The organism is Bradyrhizobium iriomotense (genome assembly GCF_030160715.1).
In the GTDB taxonomy this organism is placed as follows: Bacteria; Pseudomonadota; Alphaproteobacteria; order Rhizobiales; family Xanthobacteraceae; genus Bradyrhizobium; species Bradyrhizobium iriomotense.
On the sequence record NZ_BSOW01000014.1, the window covers coordinates 203,483 to 220,085 of the forward strand.

Consider the following 16,603-nt stretch of genomic DNA (forward strand, 5'->3'; position numbering starts at 1 on the left):
AAATGCGTGAGGGAGCCGAAGTGCGGCTTGCCGTCGATATCGGAGGAACGTTCACCGATATCGTGCTGGACATAGGTTTGGATCGCAAGACGCGTAAGGTGCTGACGACGCCGACGCGACCCGAGCAGGCGGTGCTCGACGGCATTCGTCTTATTCTTACTGACGCGCGTGCGCATATCAGCGATATCGACGTCTTCATCCACGGCACGACGCTGGCGACCAACGCCATCATCGAGCGCCGCGGCGCGAAGACCGCGCTGATCGCCACCGACGGCTTTCGCGACGTGCTCGATATCGGCACCGAGAGCCGCTACGATCAGTATGATCTCACCATCGACAAGCCGAAGCCGCTGGCGCCGCGCAGCCTGCGCTTCACCGTTCCCGAGCGCGTGGATGCGCATGGCGCGGTGCGGCTGCCGCTCGATGAGGCCGCGGTGCGCGCGCTGGTGCCGAAATTGCGTGCGCAGAATGTCGAAAGCGTCGCCATCGCCTTCCTGCACTCCTATGCCAATCCCGAGCATGAGCGACGCGCGGCCGCGATCCTCGCGCAGGAGATGCCCGGCATCTCCGTGACGATGTCCTCGGCGGTGTGCCCCGAGATCCGCGAATATGAGCGCACCTCGACCGCCGTCGCCAATGCCTATGTGCAGCCTTTGATCGACGGCTATCTCGCGCGCATGGCCGAGGCGCTGGAGGTCGAGCAGTTCCGCGGCGCGATCTATCTCGTGACCTCCGGCGGCGGCGTCACCTCGATCGAGACGGCGCGGCGCTTTCCGGTACGTCTGGTCGAATCCGGTCCTGCGGGCGGCGCGATCTTCGCCGCGCAGATCGCGGCGCGGTTGGGGGAGAGCAAGGTGCTCTCCTTCGACATGGGCGGCACCACGGCAAAAATCTGCCTGATCGAAAAGTATCAGCCGGAGACCTCGCGCGTGTTCGAGGTCGATCGCGCCGCGCGCTTCCTGAAGGGCTCGGGCCTGCCGGTGCGCATTCCCGTGATCGAGATGGTCGAGATCGGCGCCGGCGGCGGCTCGATCGCGCGGATCGACGCCATGAAGCGCGTCACCGTCGGTCCCGAGAGTGCGTCGTCTGAGCCGGGCCCGGCATGCTACGGCCGCGGCGGCACGCGGCCTGCGGTGACCGATGCGGACGTCGCACTCGGCATGATCGATCCTGACGCCTTCGCCGGCGGCACGATCAAGCTCGATCCCGAGCTATCGAAACAGGCGCTGCTGCACGACGTCGGTGAGGCGCTGGGCCTCTCGGCGGAGAATGCCGCCTATGCCGTGCACGAGGTCGTCTGCGAGAACATGGCGAGCGCGGCGCGCGTGCACGCAGTCGAGCGCGGCGCGGTGGCGGGCCAGCATACGTTGATCGCCTTCGGTGGCGCCGCGCCGCTGCATGCGGCGCGCGTTGCCGAGAAGATCGGCGTCTCCCGGGTGATCGTGCCGTCGAATGCCGGCGTCGGCTCGGCCGTCGGATTTCTGGCCGCGCCCATCGCCTATGAGCTCGTGCGTAGCCGCCATGTCCGGCTCGACGGTTTCGATACCGCGGCAGTCTCCGATCTCTTGCATGAGATGGCGACCGAGGCGCGGGCGCTGGTCGAGCCCGGTGCTGCCGGCGCGCCCGTGCGCGAACGCCGTGCCGCCTTCATGCGTTATGTCGGCCAGGGCCACGAGATCACGGTCGAGCTGCCGAACCGGCCGCTGACCGCGGCCGATCTCGCGGGCTTGCGAAAATCCTTCGAGACCGATTACGCCGCAATGTTCGAGCGCCCGATCCCGGGTGCCGCGATCGAGGTGCTGAGCTGGTCGGTGCTGGCGACCACCGAGCCGCGCAATCCGCCGGTCGTCGATGCCGTGGCGCGCAAGCCGGCCGGCAAGGCATCCGGCAGCCGAAAGTTCTTCGACGGAAGGGCAGGGCGTTTGGTCGAAATCCCCTTGTACCGCCGCGAGGACATGGCGCCCGGCGCGACCATCGCCGGCCCCGCCGTGATCGCGGAAGACGAGACCTCGACTTTCGTCTCGACCAGTTTTGACGCCCACATCGACGGTGCGGGCAGCATCGTCATGGAACGGAAGGCGGCGTGACCATGAATAACGCAAGCACAAGCCTGATCGATCTTCAGATCATGTGGCACCGCTTGATCGCGGTGGTTGAGGAACAGGGGCAGGTGCTGCTTCGCACCGCCTTCAGCCCGATCGTGCGCGAATGCGGCGATCTCTCCGCCGGCGTGTTCGACCTCAGGGGCCGCATGCTGGCGCAGGCCGTGACAGGCACGCCGGGTCACGTCAACTCGATGGCGGAATCCGTCAAGCACTTCATCGCCCATTTTCCGCTGGAGACGATGAAGGAGGGCGATGCCTACATCACCAACGATCCCTGGATGGGTACCGGCCATCTCAATGACTTCGTCGTCACCACGCCCTGCTTCAAGAACGGCAAGCTGGTTGCGCTGTTCTCCTGCACCAGCCATCTCATGGATATCGGCGGCATCGGCTTCGGCCCTGATGCCACCGACGTCTTCATGGAGGGGCTCTATATCCCCATGCTGAAGCTGATCGACCAGGGCGTCGTCAACGAGACGCTGATGGCAATGATCCGCACCAACACGCGGCTGCCGATCGATACCGAGGGCGACACCTATTCGCTCGCCGGCTGCAATGATGTCGGCTGCGAGCGCCTGGTCGAGATGATGACCGAGTTCGGCATCGACACGCTCGATGAGCTCGGCGACTACATCTGTGACCGCTCGCGCGAGGCCGTGCTCGCCGAGATCGCGAAGCTGCCGAAAGGGTCCTGGCGCAACACCATGATCGTCGACGGCTACGACGTGCCGGTGACGCTGTCGGCGATGCTGACGATCTCGGAGAAGGGCATTCACGTCGATTTCACCGGCACCTCGCCGGCCTCGAAATTCGGCATCAACGTGCCGCTCTCCTACACCACTGCCTACACCGTCTTCGGCCTCGGCTGCGTCGTCGCCTCGGAGATTCCCAACAATGCCGGCTCGCTCTCGCCGTTGACGGTGTCGGCACCATCAGGCGCGATCCTCAATGCGCCAAAGCCTGCGCCGGTGGCATCGCGTCACGTGATCGGCCAGATGCTGCCCGACGTCGTGTTCGGCTGCCTGCGCCAGATCATCCCCGAGCGCGTGCCGGCCGAAGGCACCTCGTGCCTGTGGAATCTCAACGTGCGCGGACAGACGCGCAGCGGTGCCGGCGGCAATTACGGGTTCTCGATGGCGGTGACCAGCAATGGCGGTACCGGCGCGCGCTTTGCCAAGGACGGGCTGTCGGCAACCGCCTATCCGAGCGGGGTGCGCGGCACGCCGGTCGAGATCGCGGAGACGCAGACGCCGCTGATCTTCTGGCGCAAGGAGCTGCGCCCCGATTCCGGCGGTGCGGGTCGCACCCGCGGCGGTCTCGGCCAGATCATCGAGGTCGGTAGCGGCGTCGATGCACCGTTCGACATTCTGGCGGCGTTCGATCGCATCGATCATCCGCCGCGCGGCCGCGATGGCGGGCGCGACGGTGAGGCCGGCTATGTCGGGCTGAAGTCCGGCCAGAAGCTGCGCGGAAAAGGCTTTCAGCAGGTGCCGCCGGAGGATCGCCTCGTCGTGCTGACGCCGGGCGGCGCCGGCATCGGCGATCCCCGCCAGCGTGAACGGACCAGCGTGCAGGAGGACGTCGAGAGCGGGTTGGTCTCGGCGGACAATGCGGCCGCGGTTTATGGATTCGAGGGCGTGATGCGTCGCTAAAGCGCGATGAGATTGGGATGAATCGTCATCGCGCTTTAGGTTGTTGTTTGAGCATGATCTTTTCGGAAAACCGCTTCGCACTTTTCCGGATCATGCTCTAGGACCCGCCGCCGGGCTCCAGTGCCTCGCCGATCGCAAGCGGATGCGCCATCGTCTCGTGCAGGGCAGTGCGATCCAGCTCGCCCTCGGACATGCTGATCACGACGCAGGCGACGCCGTTGCCGATCAGATTGGTCAGCGCGCGGCACTCGCTCATGAACTTGTCGATGCCGACCAGGATCGCGATCGACTGGACGGGGATGTCGGGCACGATGGAGAGCGTTGCCGCCAGCGTGATGAAGCCGGCGCCGGTCACGCCCGAGGCGCCCTTCGAGGTGATCATGGCGATGCCCAGAATGCCGAGCTCCTGCCAGATCGTGAGGTTGGTGTTGGTCGCCTGGGCCAGAAACAACGTCGCCAGCGTCATGTAGATGTTGGTGCCGTCGAGGTTGAAGCTGTAGCCGGTCGGAATGACGAGGCCGACCACCGAGCGCGAGGCGCCGAGATGCTCCATCTTCTGGATCATCTGCGGCAGCACCGTTTCCGATGACGAGGTGCCGAGCACGATCAAGAGCTCGTCCTTGATGTAGGCGATGAAACGCAGGATCGAGAAGCCGGCGACGCGCGCGATCGAGCCGAGCACGATCAGCACGAACAGGATGCTGGTGAGATAGAACGTGCCGATCAGCGCGATGAGGTTGAGCAGCGAGCCGAGGCCGTAGGCGCCGACGGTGAAGGCCATGGCGCCGAACGCGCCGATCGGCGCGACGCGCACGACGATGCGGATGATGCCGAAGAACATCTTCGCCGCCTTGTCGACGGCCTCGACGATCGGCTCGCCGGCCTTGCCGAGGAAGGCGATGGAAAAGCCCGAAAGGATTGAGATCAGCAGCACCTGAAGGATGTCGCCGCGCGCGATCGCGCCGACATAGCTGTCCGGGATGATCGCCATCAGATGGGCGACGATGCCCTCTTCCTTGGCCTTGGTGACGTAGGTCGCCACCGACTTCGGATCGATCGTGGAGGGGTCGATGTTGAAGCCGTGCCCGGGCTGGAGCACCTCGCCGACGAGCAGGCCGACCGCGAGCGCCACTGTCGAGACGGTCTCGAAATAGATCAGCGCCTTCAGCCCGACCCGGCCGACCCGCTTGAGGTCGCCCATCGAGGAGATGCCATGCACCACCGTGCAGAAGATCACCGGCGCGATCATCATCTTGATCAGCGCGATGAAGCCGTCGCCCAGCGGCTTCAGCTCCTTGCCGAGGTCGGGATTGAAATAGCCGACCACGATCCCGAGCGCGATCGCGATCAGCACCTGGACGTAGAGGATCTTGTACCAGGGTTGATGACGACGATGGACGGCGGGCGGAATCGCGACTGACGTCATGGAGTGCCCCGGATTGCATTGCAGGTCGGCGCCTTTTCATCATGGTCCGTCCGGGGCAGGGCCGATAATCACAATTTCGTCGGCACGCGCGGACCGCAGCGCAGCATCGTCATGCGCGGCTCCATCTGGCAAAGCCGATTGAAGCAGACTACATGCTGGGCCATGGCAAAACGTCCGCTCGAAGATTTCGTCGGCCGCTACCTGCGTCTCTTCGTTCTGACCGGGGCAGGCTGCAGCACCAATTCCGGCATTCCCGATTATCGCGACAGCCAGGGCAACTGGAAGCGAACCCAGCCGGTCAAGTACCAGGCCTTCATGAGTGATGCGCGCACGCGGCAGCGATACTGGGCGCGGAGCCTGATCGGCTGGCGACGGTTCGGCCAGGCCGAGCCGAACGACGCGCACCATGCGTTGGCTCGCCTCGAGGCGAACGGGCAGTGCGAGATGCTGCTGACCCAGAACGTCGACCGGCTACATCAGTCGGCGGGCCACCGGCAGGTGATCGATCTTCACGGCCGGCTCGATCTCGTCCGCTGCATGGGCTGTGGCGAGAAGACGCCGCGCGATGCGTTCCAGCGCTCGCTCGGTCGCGCGAATGCCGCCTGGCTCGCGCTCGACGCTGCGGATGCGCCCGATGGCGATGCCGATCTCGAACACGAGGATTTTTCGTCGTTCAACGTGCCAGCCTGCCAATCCTGCGGCGGCATCCTCAAGCCCGACGTCGTGTTCTTCGGCGAGAGCGTGCCGCGCGAGGTCGTTGCATCCGCGCAAGAACATCTGGAGCAGGCGGACGCCATGTTGATCGTCGGCTCATCGCTGATGGTCTATTCCGGCTTTCGCTTCGTGCAGATGGCGGCACGCAAGAACATTCCGATTGCCGCCGTCAATCTCGGACGCACCCGCGCGGACGATCTGTTGACGCTGAAAGTCGAAGAGCGCTGCGAAGCTGCGCTCGCATTCCTGCTGTGAGCATGCGCAGGGCTCCGCATCCGCACGGAGACTTGGTGATATCGCTGAAATAGTCAGCCCGACTGACATTCCGCGTTCGCGTTCGGCGCACATTCCCCGATTGCACTCCGCGCGAACCGGCGTACTCTATGCCCGCGAGCGGGAGCAACAGCAGCCAATCCAACAGACCAACCTCCTTGGGCGATCGACGCCGCGAGAGAGGGAAAGCTGTCGCCGACTCATCTGAAGGAGACAAACCGACACCGAACCGGGCTGCAAGCGTCCGTCGCAAGGACGTTCGCGAACATCGTCAAGAAACACACAAGCGGGAGGAACTGCACATGAAGACGTGGTGGTGCTATTCTGGTCTGCCTCTTGTCGTTGGTGCGACACTCACCGTGTCGTCGGCTCTGGCTCAAACCGTGGACACTGCGCGCATCGAGGCTGCGGGCCAGAACGACTGGCTGACCTATCACGGTTCCTACAAGTCGTATCATTACAGCCCGTTGTCGCAGATCAATGCGGGCAATGTCGGCAATCTGAGCGTGGCCTGGATGCACATTCCCGGCCGCTCTACCCGCGGCCTGCAGTCGATGCCGGTCGCCGCTGATGGCGTGCTCTACTACTCGGGGTCCTACAGCCGGGTGTTCGCGCTCAATGGCGCGACCGGCGAGGTCATCTGGTCCTATTTCCCCGAGCTCGACGAGGCGCTGATCGCCCGCCAGACTCATTCTCCCTATAATCGCGGCGTCGCGCTCGGCGAAGGCAAGGTCTTCGTCGGCACGATGGACGGCCGCTTGTTCGGGCTGGATGCGAAGACGGGCAAGGTTCTCTGGGAAACCAAGCTTATCGACTCGCAGAAGCTGACGGTCGGCTTCACCGGTGCGCCGCTCTATGCCAAGGGCACCGTGATCATCGGCTCGCAGGGCGGCGAGTGGCCGGGCCGCGGTCCGATCTTCGCCGTGGACGCCACGACGGGCAAAAAGAAGTGGGAGTTCCTCACGGTCGCCGGCACCGACGATGCCATGAAGACGTGGGGCAACGATTCCTGGCGCACCGGCGGCGGTGGCGGCTGGATGCCGGGCACTTACGATTCCGAGACCAACACAGTCCTGTGGGGCACCGCCAATCCGGCGCCGCTCTATGACTGGTCGGGCGCCGACTTCAAGACTCAGGGCGCGCGGCCCGGCGACAATCTTTACACGAGCTCGGTGATCGGTCTCGATCTCGATACCGGCAAGCTGAAGTTCTATCATCAGGAGCTGCCGCACGACGCCTGGGACTTCGACAGCGCAGTCGGCGAATTCGTGATGCTCGAGCGCGACGGCCAGAAATACGTGGTTCATCCGAACAAGGGCGGCTTCGTCTTCGTCTACGACCGCAACCTCGCCGTGAAAAACGTCTGGCCGCTCGTCCAGAACATCAACTTCGTCAAGTCTATCGACCCGAAGACGGGCGAGCTGATCGGCCGTCGCGACTTCTCCGTCGGTAAGGTCACCGAAATGCCGCTGTGCCCATACATTGGAGGCGGGATTAGCTGGAACTCCGGCTCATACAATCCGAAGACGGGCCTCTACTACAAGCTCGGCCAGGAATGGTGCATGACGCTGGACATCCAGAAAACGACGCCAGTCACCACACCCCAGGCCCAGCTCAACATTGGCGCCGATTTCAAGATGGCGCCTCCTCCGAGCGGCGAGATCTACGGACACCTCGACGCGCGTGATCCGATCACGGGAGAGAAGAAGTGGGAGGTTCGCTACCCCGAGCCGCCGCTCGGCAGCGTACTGTCGACTGCGGGCAATCTCGTATTCGTACCTGACTCCCGCGGCATCCTTCATGCCTATGACGCCGACAATGGCGCCGAGTTGTGGAACCACTCCGACGGCACCGGTCATCAGGGCGGCATCATCAGCTACTCCGCGAACGGCAAGCAGTACATTGCCGTGACGGCCGGCTTTGGCGGCATGTTGTCGGACGACTACGCACCGAACTTCGGCGGCGTCTACAAGAGCATGCCGCGCGATGACGGCGCGCTGATCGTCTACAGCCTGAAATAGTCTCGTCGCGAAACGAGCTGCCGGGGAGCGGGCGCAAGCCTGCTCCTCGGTCCGTTGAAGTGCCGGTTTAGCAAACTGGAGCGAGACGCCTTGAAATCGTCCGTAAAGAGGATCGCCGCATTGCCGGTGGCAGTGCTGGCTGTTTCATTGTCGTGTGTCGCCGCGGCGCAGTCGCCGACGCCTGCGCCTGACAGCGAGACGTTCGACGTCGAGCAATTGTTCGCGGGCACTTGTGGCTTTTGTCACTCCGAGGGCGGCCGGGCTGCCGGCAAGGGACCGCAGCTGATGAACACGCCGCGCGACGACGATTTCATTCGCAACCGCATCAAGCATGGCAAGCAAGGCGCGATGCCGGCCTTCGACGGCGCTCTGACCGATTCGCAGATCGATCAGATCGTCACGTACATTCGCGCCCTCAAGCCGCGCGCGGGCTGAGCTGCGACGCGTCAACACGAGGCCTTCGGAATGAAGATGATCCTCTCGCTCATGATCGGTGCCGCCATCTTACTTTCGGCGCCGGCGCAGGCGCGAACCCTGGAGGCGATCCGCTCCTCCGGCGAGCTCGGGCTGTGCGCCCATCCCAACTCGCTTCCCTTCGCCAGCAAGGCCGGCGATCCGCCCGGATTTCAGGTCGAATTGGGGCGGGCGCTGGCACGCGAGCTCGGCGTCTCGCTCAGGCTCGACTGGATCATCACGCAGTATCAGATGCGCAGCGCTGCTTGCGATATTCTTCTCGACATCATCGCCGACCGTGAGGCGCAGGGCGAGACCCGCCTGCGCATCTCGAAGCCGTACTACCGCACGGGCGTTGCACTGGCGGTGCCGTCGTCCAGCGCGCTCACCTCGTTCAAGAGCCTGAACGAGCACACCAAGGTCGGCGTGCAGGTCGGCTCCGTCGCCGCCATGATCATCGGTCAGCGCCGCGTGCCGACGTCGACCTTCGGCTTCGAGAGCGACAGCCTTGACGCGCTGTCGAACAATGAGCTCGACGCTGCCGCGGTCACGCCGACGGCGGCGAGCTATTTCAATCTCACGCATCCCGAGAGGCCGCTTCGGATCCTCGATCGTGACGAGAGCGTGACCGATCTCAACTGGAATGTCGCCGTCGGCATGGTTCGCCCGGACGATGCGTTACGCGGCGCGATCGATGGGGCGATCGACCGCTTGCGGGCCGACGGCACAATCGAGCGGATCTATCGTCGCTACGGTATTGTCCTCGAGGCGCCGAGATAGCCGTGCACCTCCGCTTCGGCAGCCCGCCGCTCAGCAGGCGCGACCTCCTCCGATGTCTCGCTGCCGCGGCGGCCGTTGGTGCGGCCCCGGCATCCGGCGTCGAGGAGCGCAAGATCGGTCTCCAGCTCTATACGGTCCGTGACCTCCTGAAGAGCGACTTCGAAGGCACGCTTCGCAAGGTGGCCCGCCTCGGCTACCGCGAGGTGGAGTTCGCCGGCATTCTCGGCCCTGACGTCGGGCGCACAAGCGAGCTCTTGCGCAGCCTCGGCCTCGCCGCCCCGTCGCTGCATCTCGGCTACGCCAGCCTGCGGGACAAGACCGGATCATCGTTCGATATCGCCCATTCACTCGGCAGCCGCTTCGTCGTCTGTCCGTGGCTGGACCCGCCGGTGCGGCAGACGATCGACGACTGGAGGCGGATCTGCGACGATCTGAACTGGATTGGTGAACTGGCGTCACGTTCCGGGCTGACGCTCGCCTATCACAATCATGATTTCGAGTTTCTGCACCTCGCTGGCGGCATCCAGCCCTACGACGTTCTGCTCGGCAGCACCGACGAGCGTGTTGTCAAGTTCGAGCTCGACGTTTACTGGGCGACCAGGGGAGGTCGCAATGCCGCCGATGTCCTGAAGGCCCATCCATCGCGAATTCGGCTGGTTCATCTCAAGGACATGGCGAAGGATGGATCGACCACCGAGCTCGGTCACGGCACGATCGACTTCGCGGGGATATTCGCGGCCATGTCCGCAGGCGGCGTGCAGCACGCCTTCGTCGAGCAGGACGTCTCGGCCGATCCGCTGCGCAGCATCGAGACCAGCATCGCCTTCCTTCGCACCCAGCGCTATTTTTCCCGCGGCATGTGACGGGCGTGCTTGCCAAGCCCCGGGGTCGACGCATCTTTGGTTGCATTTACGAAGTAGTTCGCGCTATGCTTGGATGCGCGATACTGACAGCATTTGATGCGTTGCCGCGTAAGGGGCCGCGAGAGTCGACTTATTTGCGATGAAATTTGTGTAACGGCTCGTTGCATTTGCCGAGCCCGCAGATTGCGTGGAAATCATGGCCAAGCGAAATCGCGGCCCGCGCATGGGAGAGGGGGCGGTGGCGTGGCAGTTGCCGCTCGCCGCTGCACTGGTTTTCTTCGGCTTTGCGGCAGGATTGACCCTTTCAATTTGGCCTTGGGCAGCGAAGCTGTCCGTGTTCTCGAAACTGATGATCATTTGGCTCTTCGGCTGCGTGGCCTATAGCGCGGCCCTTTTTGCACAGATCTACCGCTGGTCGCTTGTGGATCAAACGAGCGCCTCGCTGCGATTGCGGATGTACTGGGCAATTCCTCCACTGCTGGCCCCGCTCGTTGTCCCGGCGCTTGCTTTTCTTGCGACCGCACCGATTGGCAGCAAGCCCGTCTGGACCGTGTGCGCCCTATCCGGCCTGCTCACGCAGAAGGAGTGCGTGCCGGCCGTGCGCTGGCTCATCGTTGGGTTCAGCCTCGTCCCGGCTTTCGGCCTGCTTATGTTGATCTGGTGGAAGCTTTGTTCACTGATGGAGATCAGATGGCTTTTTGAGCGGCCATGGTCAGGATTGGGCGAGGACACCAGCGAGGCCAACGCCGCCGAGGGGTTTGCACAGGCAGCTATCACCCTTCTTGTCATCGTGATCTGCTTGATACCGATTTGCTATGCGCTCCTCTCCGGAATCAGCAAGACGGGCGCTCTTTTCGCGTATCAGCCCCACGTCGGGGGAGGTTCGTCGGCTTGCAATGAGGGGGATGTATGCAAGCCCAAATCAGAGCCGGACAATCGGCCCAAGGCACCCTCCGATCCACCCGGAAATGGTTCCAAGGCACCAACCGCTCCACTCCCTGCAAATCCACCATCCGCCAGCGGGAACACCGATACGAACCAAGACGTCGTCGCAATTCTCAAGAGCGCGGATGGCAATAGCGCGTTGGGAGCGATCAGGGCAGCGATTGACGATGCCGGCAAATCCTTGAAAGGCCAGGAGCTTAGCGAGAGCCTGAAAGGCATTCGCAGGGCGCTCGAAGAGATCCACGCGAAGGACGATCTGTCTGCGAAAGCGCTGGGCGATGTGCGCGAGTCCTTGCACGATATCGATCAGGCCCTTCACGATCCGAAGGTCGCTCCTGGGCTCGAGAGCGTCCGAGCGTCGTTGCAGAAAATTGCGGATGCGATGCCGACTGGACAACCGTCGATCCGGCTCACTGAGGTTGAACAGTCGCTCCAGGGGATCAACGCCACGCTTGCTGCGCAGCTTTCTCCGGCCATGAACGCCCTGAAGGACATTCGAAAAGCGCTCGAAGAGATCGCGGCGAAGAGTGATCTGTCTGCGAGCGCGGCAACTGAGTTGCGCAAGACATTGCTGAATGTCGATCAGGCACTTCGGAACCCAAAGGACGCGCCCGGGTTCGAGAACATCCGCGCGTCATTACAGAAGATTGCGGACGCGATGCCGGCCGGACAATCGTCGGCCAGCCTTGCCGAGGTTGAACAATCGCTCGCCCGGATCAGCGATACCCTCGCCGGGAAACTTGCTCCGGCCACGGACAGCATGGGGCAAACTCTCGGTCACATCGACGCAACGCTCGGCAAGGAGAAACCGGCCGCTGATTGCTTCGAGGTGAAGTTTATGGCGCGACCAGCTCCAGATTCGGCGTTGATGAAAGCGAAAGACGCGGCTGGAGGCCAGAAATTCCGGGCGATCAAATCCTATTTTCTCTCCTTTGATAAGGGGAGGACGGATATTCCAGAGGACGACCAACAGCATATTTCCGCATTCCTGTCCGATGGGATGATCCCAATCGGCTCCCGCTTGTCCGTCCGTGGATTCGCCGACGGGCCCGCGAAGCAGAGCAATGAGGACTACGCGTCCAAGCGAGCCCTCGCCCTGGCCGACTTCGCCGCGCGCGCTCAATCCGGACGAAAGATCGTTGATCTGCAATGGTCCGTCGGGAGCGAGCGCTCGGCCACGATCAAGATCGTTGAAGAGTGTCGATAGTGTTCTGATGTGTGGCCGTCTTGGCCGAACGAAAATGTTGAGGCCCGTTGCATGTACAGGATGAGAGACTATGCCGAGCCACTCTCGCGTGAATCGCTCCGCAGTTTGCGCGAATGGCCGCGGGCCATTGATCCGCAGCAGCGACCCCACATGCTGTCGACCGAATACGGCCGTTTGCGGTATCTGCTGGGTCGCTATTGCAGAGGCGAGGTCGATGGAATCTCCGTTCTGCTGACGGGCCAGCGCGGTGCCGGCAAGACCACTCTGGCCAAGCTCGCGATCGAAGCTGCCATGCACGACTCGGAGCACCTGATTCCCCTGCCGGTCTACTTGCATGGTCCGACCATGATCGATCTCCTCGCCCGTGGCAAAGCTCCAGATGCGTCCGAAAACGCCGATGGCGCGAAGCCCGAGAAACCCTGTGAGTCTCAGAGTGGCTCGATGTCTATCGCGGCAATTATTGGAGCGGTGCCCCCTCAGGGAGGCGAGACAACACGTTCGGATGTGGGTTCAACCGTGAAGGGAAGCGATGACGAGTCTGTAGAATCGAAAGAAGAGGCGGAACAGCGCGATGCCGACGAGAGGACCAAAGAGCAGGCCCAGATCAAGGATGGAGCCTTTCGCGTCATCTTGACGGAGCTGTACCGGTGTCTTTCGCGGGCAATGTACGAGGCTTGGCTCAACGCGCTCGACGAATCACCCGATGCGCGGCGTCGGCGTCATGAATTGTTGGAGTTGCGCACGCATTTGGACGTCACGCTGGACCGTCCAACGGACGTCGAAGCGCTGCGGTCGATCTGGGAACGCGCAGGGTTTCTACACAGCGGAGTAGCGTTCTATCTCTCGCCGGTCCGAGACAGAGGATCGCCTCGTGCGTCAAGGAACCTGCCGGTTCCTGCGATAGCCGGCGATTCACGCGATCAGGGTTTGCGGGAAATTCTGGCGCTGTCGGCATGCGCGAACACTTTCAACGTCATCCTGGGCAAGCCGAAGGAGCGATTGCGCCGCGCTGAATCGGTAGAGCGCGAACGGCTGTACAATCTGAAGGTTTCGCGGCCAGAGAAGGAAGGCGCAAAGTCCGGGGAAGAAGCAAAGGGCTCAGCCAAATCGTCTGCTGAAAAGTTGGCGCCTGCCGCCCTCGGGGTCGCGGCCGGCGGCCTTGCTCTTGCCGGAAGCAAGGACCTCGGCACGACTGCCATGAGCGTTGGCGTCGGCCTGATCGTTTGGTTAGCAAGCTTTCTCAGTGTCAGCTACAATGTTCGCCGCCAGGTCAGCAAGAAGCTCGATCGCGAGCTCGATCTGGAAGTCGATTGGTCACCCGAACGCATCGAGCGCGATCTCCCCATTCTGCTCAAGCGGGTCAAGGATGCCGGGTTTGCGCCGATCTTCATCGTCGACGAACTCGACAAGCTTAGCGATCCCACAAGGAAGCTGGACCAGTTTCTCCATCTCGCCAAGCACATCGTTACGGATTATGGGGCGTTCCTGTTTCTGACGGACCGGACGTACTACGAAGAGCTGCTCGGTTCGGAAACGCCGCCGGCAAGGATAGGCGGTCCGATGCCCCTCGCAGAAGCAAACCGTGCGACGCCTCCGCAAAACGGGACGGCGGAAAACAATCCGGGGGATGAGGGCTCGTACGATTCCTATACAAGCACCTTCTATACACATCGCATCTTCTTGAACTACACGCCAGACGACTATCGAAGGTACTTGTTCAAGCTCGTCGATGACCGTTCCTGGGCCCCCGAGGAAAAACGTCGGCACAAGCTAGGTCTGCTGGCTTGGGGAACGATCCTCGTCTACCGGTCCAAAATGATCCCGGCGCGTTTCAACAGGCGGCTGATTGCGTTGCTCAATGAACACGGAGAATTCTCGCAGGAGTACCGAGACCCATCGCTACCGCTTAATCGGCATCAGAACGAGGTGGTCATGCAACTGGCGGTCGAAGCGATCGCCAGTCGAAGGGAGGTGCAAGACCGTATCCGCGAAGTCCCAATTTATGGTCAATATATCTACGATACGTTGTACTTCCTGAGCTATCTACATGAGCATGGGCGTGCACGAGTTGCCGACCCGGCTGGACAAGATCAGTTCGTAATTACGCGCGATCGATTGAAGGACTATCTGAAATACCGTGCCGAGGATGGCAGCACGCGGTGGAACGCATCGAGCGAACGCTATCAGCTTCTAACCAATGACACGGTTGAATTTCTGTTCCTTCGGGTGTTGCGAGAGTACATTGACGTATTGACCGAACCAAGACGTCACATTGGACAGTATCTCAACATGCGCATCAGTGACCTGCGAAATAGGCAGACCGCCAATGCGGGGATGACTTTCAATGAGGGGATGACTTCCAATGAGGATTTGGACCTGTGGTCGGCTCTCAGACTCGCGCTCGACCTGAGCCCGCTGGTGACCAGATAGTTGCGAAATCGGGCTGCGCGCCATGGACGACGATCTGAAATTCAAGTTCACCGCAGATCGCTTCGGCTTCAGCGCTGAATCGGATACATTCGGCTCAGTTTACGTGCGGGATCTTGAAGCCGCCCTGAAGCATTTGCGCGACTCCATCGAGAAATTGTTTGGAGATCCGGGGACGGCCTTCAACCTTCTGGGAAATGCCGGACTTCTGCCACGTTATCCGGATTGGGCGACCATTGACGGCATGCGCGCCTTCGTCTCCGATTTCAATCAGGGAGCGATCGTGCTTCCAGGTGGAACGCTTTGGAATGATGAGGAGGCGCGAAACATCGTTATCAGTTTGCGCCAATACTTGTCACAGCTCGAGAATTGGGCGCCGGTCCTCAAGTTGGGAATATGGCTAAGCCTCATAGCCAGCGCCGGCTCCGTCGGAGACAACCCGCTGGCGCGGCGGCGCTGCGGCTTGCAGACCTTGGGCCAAATTTTTCAATTCGATCTTGCAGATCCAATCCAGGAGATTTCGCCGCGACTGACTGATCTCAAGCAAGCCGCCGGTATCGGCACAGTCTCAGATGACTCGAAGAGCAAACCGGTGATTGCGGCGAACTGGACGGCAGAAAATCCCTCATGGCAAAGCCTCTTTGCCAAGGGTTCGGAGATGGCCGCGTCGAGTGTGCCCGCCTTTTCAGATAAGCCATCGCAGCTGGTGAATTGGCTCACCCAACTTGACGTCGATCTTGGCCCATTCCTGGATCTTCGATCCGGCGCAATCGGAGCTTGGTCCGAGGTTGAACGCGACTATTGGGCGCAATGGATTTGGTCGAATGATGGGCCACCTAAGCGCCAGCCCAAGCTGCCGCGAGTCACAGTCGTTGATCTCATGTACACGGCCTGTCATGGCGGCATTCCGTTCGTGCCACCTCTTGGCGGCAATCTGTCTGTGGCGCAATGGTCGCGCATTCTCGCCGAGGCTTTGGAGCGCGATGTCCCGAAACAGGATGTCAAGGCGTCCGCTGCGAGCAACCTGTATGTTCCGGAACTCGGATCGTTGAAGCGGGCGGGTGAGGAACTGGAGCTGAGAGAGCCTGTCCTCGTTATCTGTCCCAGTTCGGTTCGGTCGCGCGCATCGGCGTGGCAGCCTCAGCCAGGCATAAGGGCTGTCGCACTGGCGTCGCGAGACGTGCTGCGGGCCGATTCTCATGCCGGGTATGGAGTCGTGGGCAGCGAGAGCCGGACTCGGCCAGATCCACTTGCCGCTGCGTTGCGCGACCAGACTGGCGGGGCCTCCGTCATTCAGTTCATTGAACTGGATGATCAGGAGGATCCCGTTGGGGATGAGAGCGTTCCCATTCGGATTTCGTGGCCCTCGATCAGCCTGTTCTACTTTGGATTTGGCCGCGACGGTAAGAAGCCATTCCTTCCCAGCCCTCACGGGGTAGGTGATCTCTTGAAGATCGCACGAGAGCGATTCAGCGATCGTCTGCCTTCCGACCTGGAAGGACGGAGCTTTTGGGCCCGGCTCAGTTTCTTCTTGCGCAGGCCTTGGTATTCGCAGCTCCGGCTGATGCGGGCCTTCCTCTGGTGGCTCCGAGGGCAGCGGTAGGGCGTTTCCAGGATAGGCGATCGTGTCGCAGGGGCAGCTCTTCGTCGCATTCGATACGCTGATCGAGACATCGTCTCAGCCTGTTTGGCCCGAACGATGTCTCGACCTTCAGCGTTTCGAGTATTTTCGGCGAA

Annotated in this window: 11 protein-coding genes; 10 read left to right on the forward strand and 1 reads right to left on the reverse strand. The window is 62.2% G+C overall.

Translation table 11 applies throughout. From position 1 onward, the window contains the following. The first annotated feature begins 2 nt into the window (after nt 1–2). A complete protein-coding gene (locus QQL28_RS21285) occupies nt 3–2,087 on the forward strand; it encodes a hydantoinase/oxoprolinase family protein (protein WP_284268403.1) in 2,085 nt (694 codons plus the stop codon). A gap of 2 nt (nt 2,088–2,089) precedes the next feature. After that, the gene (locus QQL28_RS21290; RefSeq protein WP_284268460.1) at nt 2,090–3,757 is read left to right on the forward strand and encodes a hydantoinase B/oxoprolinase family protein; all 1,668 of its coding nucleotides are present in this window, start codon (nt 2,090–2,092) and stop codon (nt 3,755–3,757) included. 97 nt (nt 3,758–3,854) lie between these two features. Here QQL28_RS21290 and QQL28_RS21295 read toward each other — a convergent pair whose 3' ends face one another. Next, nucleotides 3,855–5,183 (reverse strand): dicarboxylate/amino acid:cation symporter, encoded by a 1,329-nt coding sequence (locus QQL28_RS21295; protein ID WP_284268404.1) that lies wholly within the window; start codon nt 5,181–5,183, stop codon nt 3,855–3,857. Nucleotides 5,184–5,345: 162 nt separating this feature from the next. On the opposite strand from QQL28_RS21295, the gene QQL28_RS21300 reads away from it, so the two are divergent. The 8 genes from QQL28_RS21300 to QQL28_RS21335 all read left to right on the forward strand — a co-directional run bounded on the left by QQL28_RS21300 (nt 5,346) and on the right by QQL28_RS21335 (nt 16,469). After that, on the forward strand, nt 5,346–6,152 hold the full coding sequence (locus tag QQL28_RS21300) for an NAD-dependent protein deacetylase (protein WP_431309625.1): 807 nt from the start codon (nt 5,346–5,348) through the stop codon (nt 6,150–6,152). Nucleotides 6,153–6,472: 320 nt separating this feature from the next. Then, complete coding sequence (locus tag QQL28_RS21305) at nt 6,473–8,191, forward strand: pyrroloquinoline quinone-dependent dehydrogenase (RefSeq protein ID WP_284268405.1); 1,719 nt, start codon at nt 6,473–6,475, stop codon at nt 8,189–8,191. 90 nt (nt 8,192–8,281) lie between these two features. Then, nucleotides 8,282–8,626 carry a c-type cytochrome gene (locus tag QQL28_RS21310; RefSeq protein ID WP_284268406.1) on the forward strand — a complete coding sequence of 115 codons (345 nt, stop codon included), beginning with the start codon at nt 8,282–8,284 and terminating at the stop codon, nt 8,624–8,626. A gap of 30 nt (nt 8,627–8,656) precedes the next feature. Continuing rightward, the gene (locus QQL28_RS21315; RefSeq protein WP_284268407.1) at nt 8,657–9,424 is read left to right on the forward strand and encodes a substrate-binding periplasmic protein; all 768 of its coding nucleotides are present in this window, start codon (nt 8,657–8,659) and stop codon (nt 9,422–9,424) included. A 2-nt stretch (nt 9,425–9,426) separates the two neighbouring features. Beyond that, complete coding sequence (locus QQL28_RS21320; protein ID WP_284268408.1) at nt 9,427–10,287, forward strand: sugar phosphate isomerase/epimerase family protein; 861 nt, start codon at nt 9,427–9,429, stop codon at nt 10,285–10,287. Between the two features lie 196 nt (nt 10,288–10,483). Continuing rightward, complete coding sequence (locus QQL28_RS21325) at nt 10,484–12,439, forward strand: hypothetical protein (RefSeq protein WP_284268409.1); 1,956 nt, start codon at nt 10,484–10,486, stop codon at nt 12,437–12,439. Nucleotides 12,440–12,589: 150 nt separating this feature from the next. Beyond that, nucleotides 12,590–14,869: a hypothetical protein gene (locus QQL28_RS21330; RefSeq protein WP_284268410.1), complete on the forward strand. Its 2,280-nt coding sequence runs from the start codon at nt 12,590–12,592 to the stop codon at nt 14,867–14,869. A 22-nt stretch (nt 14,870–14,891) separates the two neighbouring features. Then, the gene (locus QQL28_RS21335; protein WP_284268411.1) at nt 14,892–16,469 is read left to right on the forward strand and encodes a hypothetical protein; all 1,578 of its coding nucleotides are present in this window, start codon (nt 14,892–14,894) and stop codon (nt 16,467–16,469) included. The last annotated feature ends 134 nt before the right edge of the window (nt 16,470–16,603 follow it).

Bases quoted from the DNA above. Each gene is read 5' to 3' on its own strand.
- QQL28_RS21330 (WP_284268410.1), top strand. From the start codon at position 12,590: ATGCTGTCGACCGAATACGGCCGTTTGCGGTATCTGCTGGGTCGCTAT.
- QQL28_RS21335 (WP_284268411.1), top strand. From the start codon at position 14,892: ATGGACGACGATCTGAAATTCAAGTTCACCGCAGATCGCTTCGGCTTC.
- QQL28_RS21315 (WP_284268407.1), top strand. From the start codon at position 8,657: ATGAAGATGATCCTCTCGCTCATGATCGGTGCCGCCATCTTACTTTCG.
- QQL28_RS21305 (WP_284268405.1), top strand. From the start codon at position 6,473: ATGAAGACGTGGTGGTGCTATTCTGGTCTGCCTCTTGTCGTTGGTGCG.
- QQL28_RS21290 (WP_284268460.1), top strand. From the start codon at position 2,090: ATGAATAACGCAAGCACAAGCCTGATCGATCTTCAGATCATGTGGCAC.
- QQL28_RS21285 (WP_284268403.1), top strand. From the start codon at position 3: ATGCGTGAGGGAGCCGAAGTGCGGCTTGCCGTCGATATCGGAGGAACG.
- QQL28_RS21295 (WP_284268404.1), bottom strand. From the start codon at position 5,183: ATGACGTCAGTCGCGATTCCGCCCGCCGTCCATCGTCGTCATCAACCC.
- QQL28_RS21325 (WP_284268409.1), top strand. From the start codon at position 10,484: ATGGCCAAGCGAAATCGCGGCCCGCGCATGGGAGAGGGGGCGGTGGCG.
- QQL28_RS21300 (WP_431309625.1), top strand. From the start codon at position 5,346: ATGGCAAAACGTCCGCTCGAAGATTTCGTCGGCCGCTACCTGCGTCTC.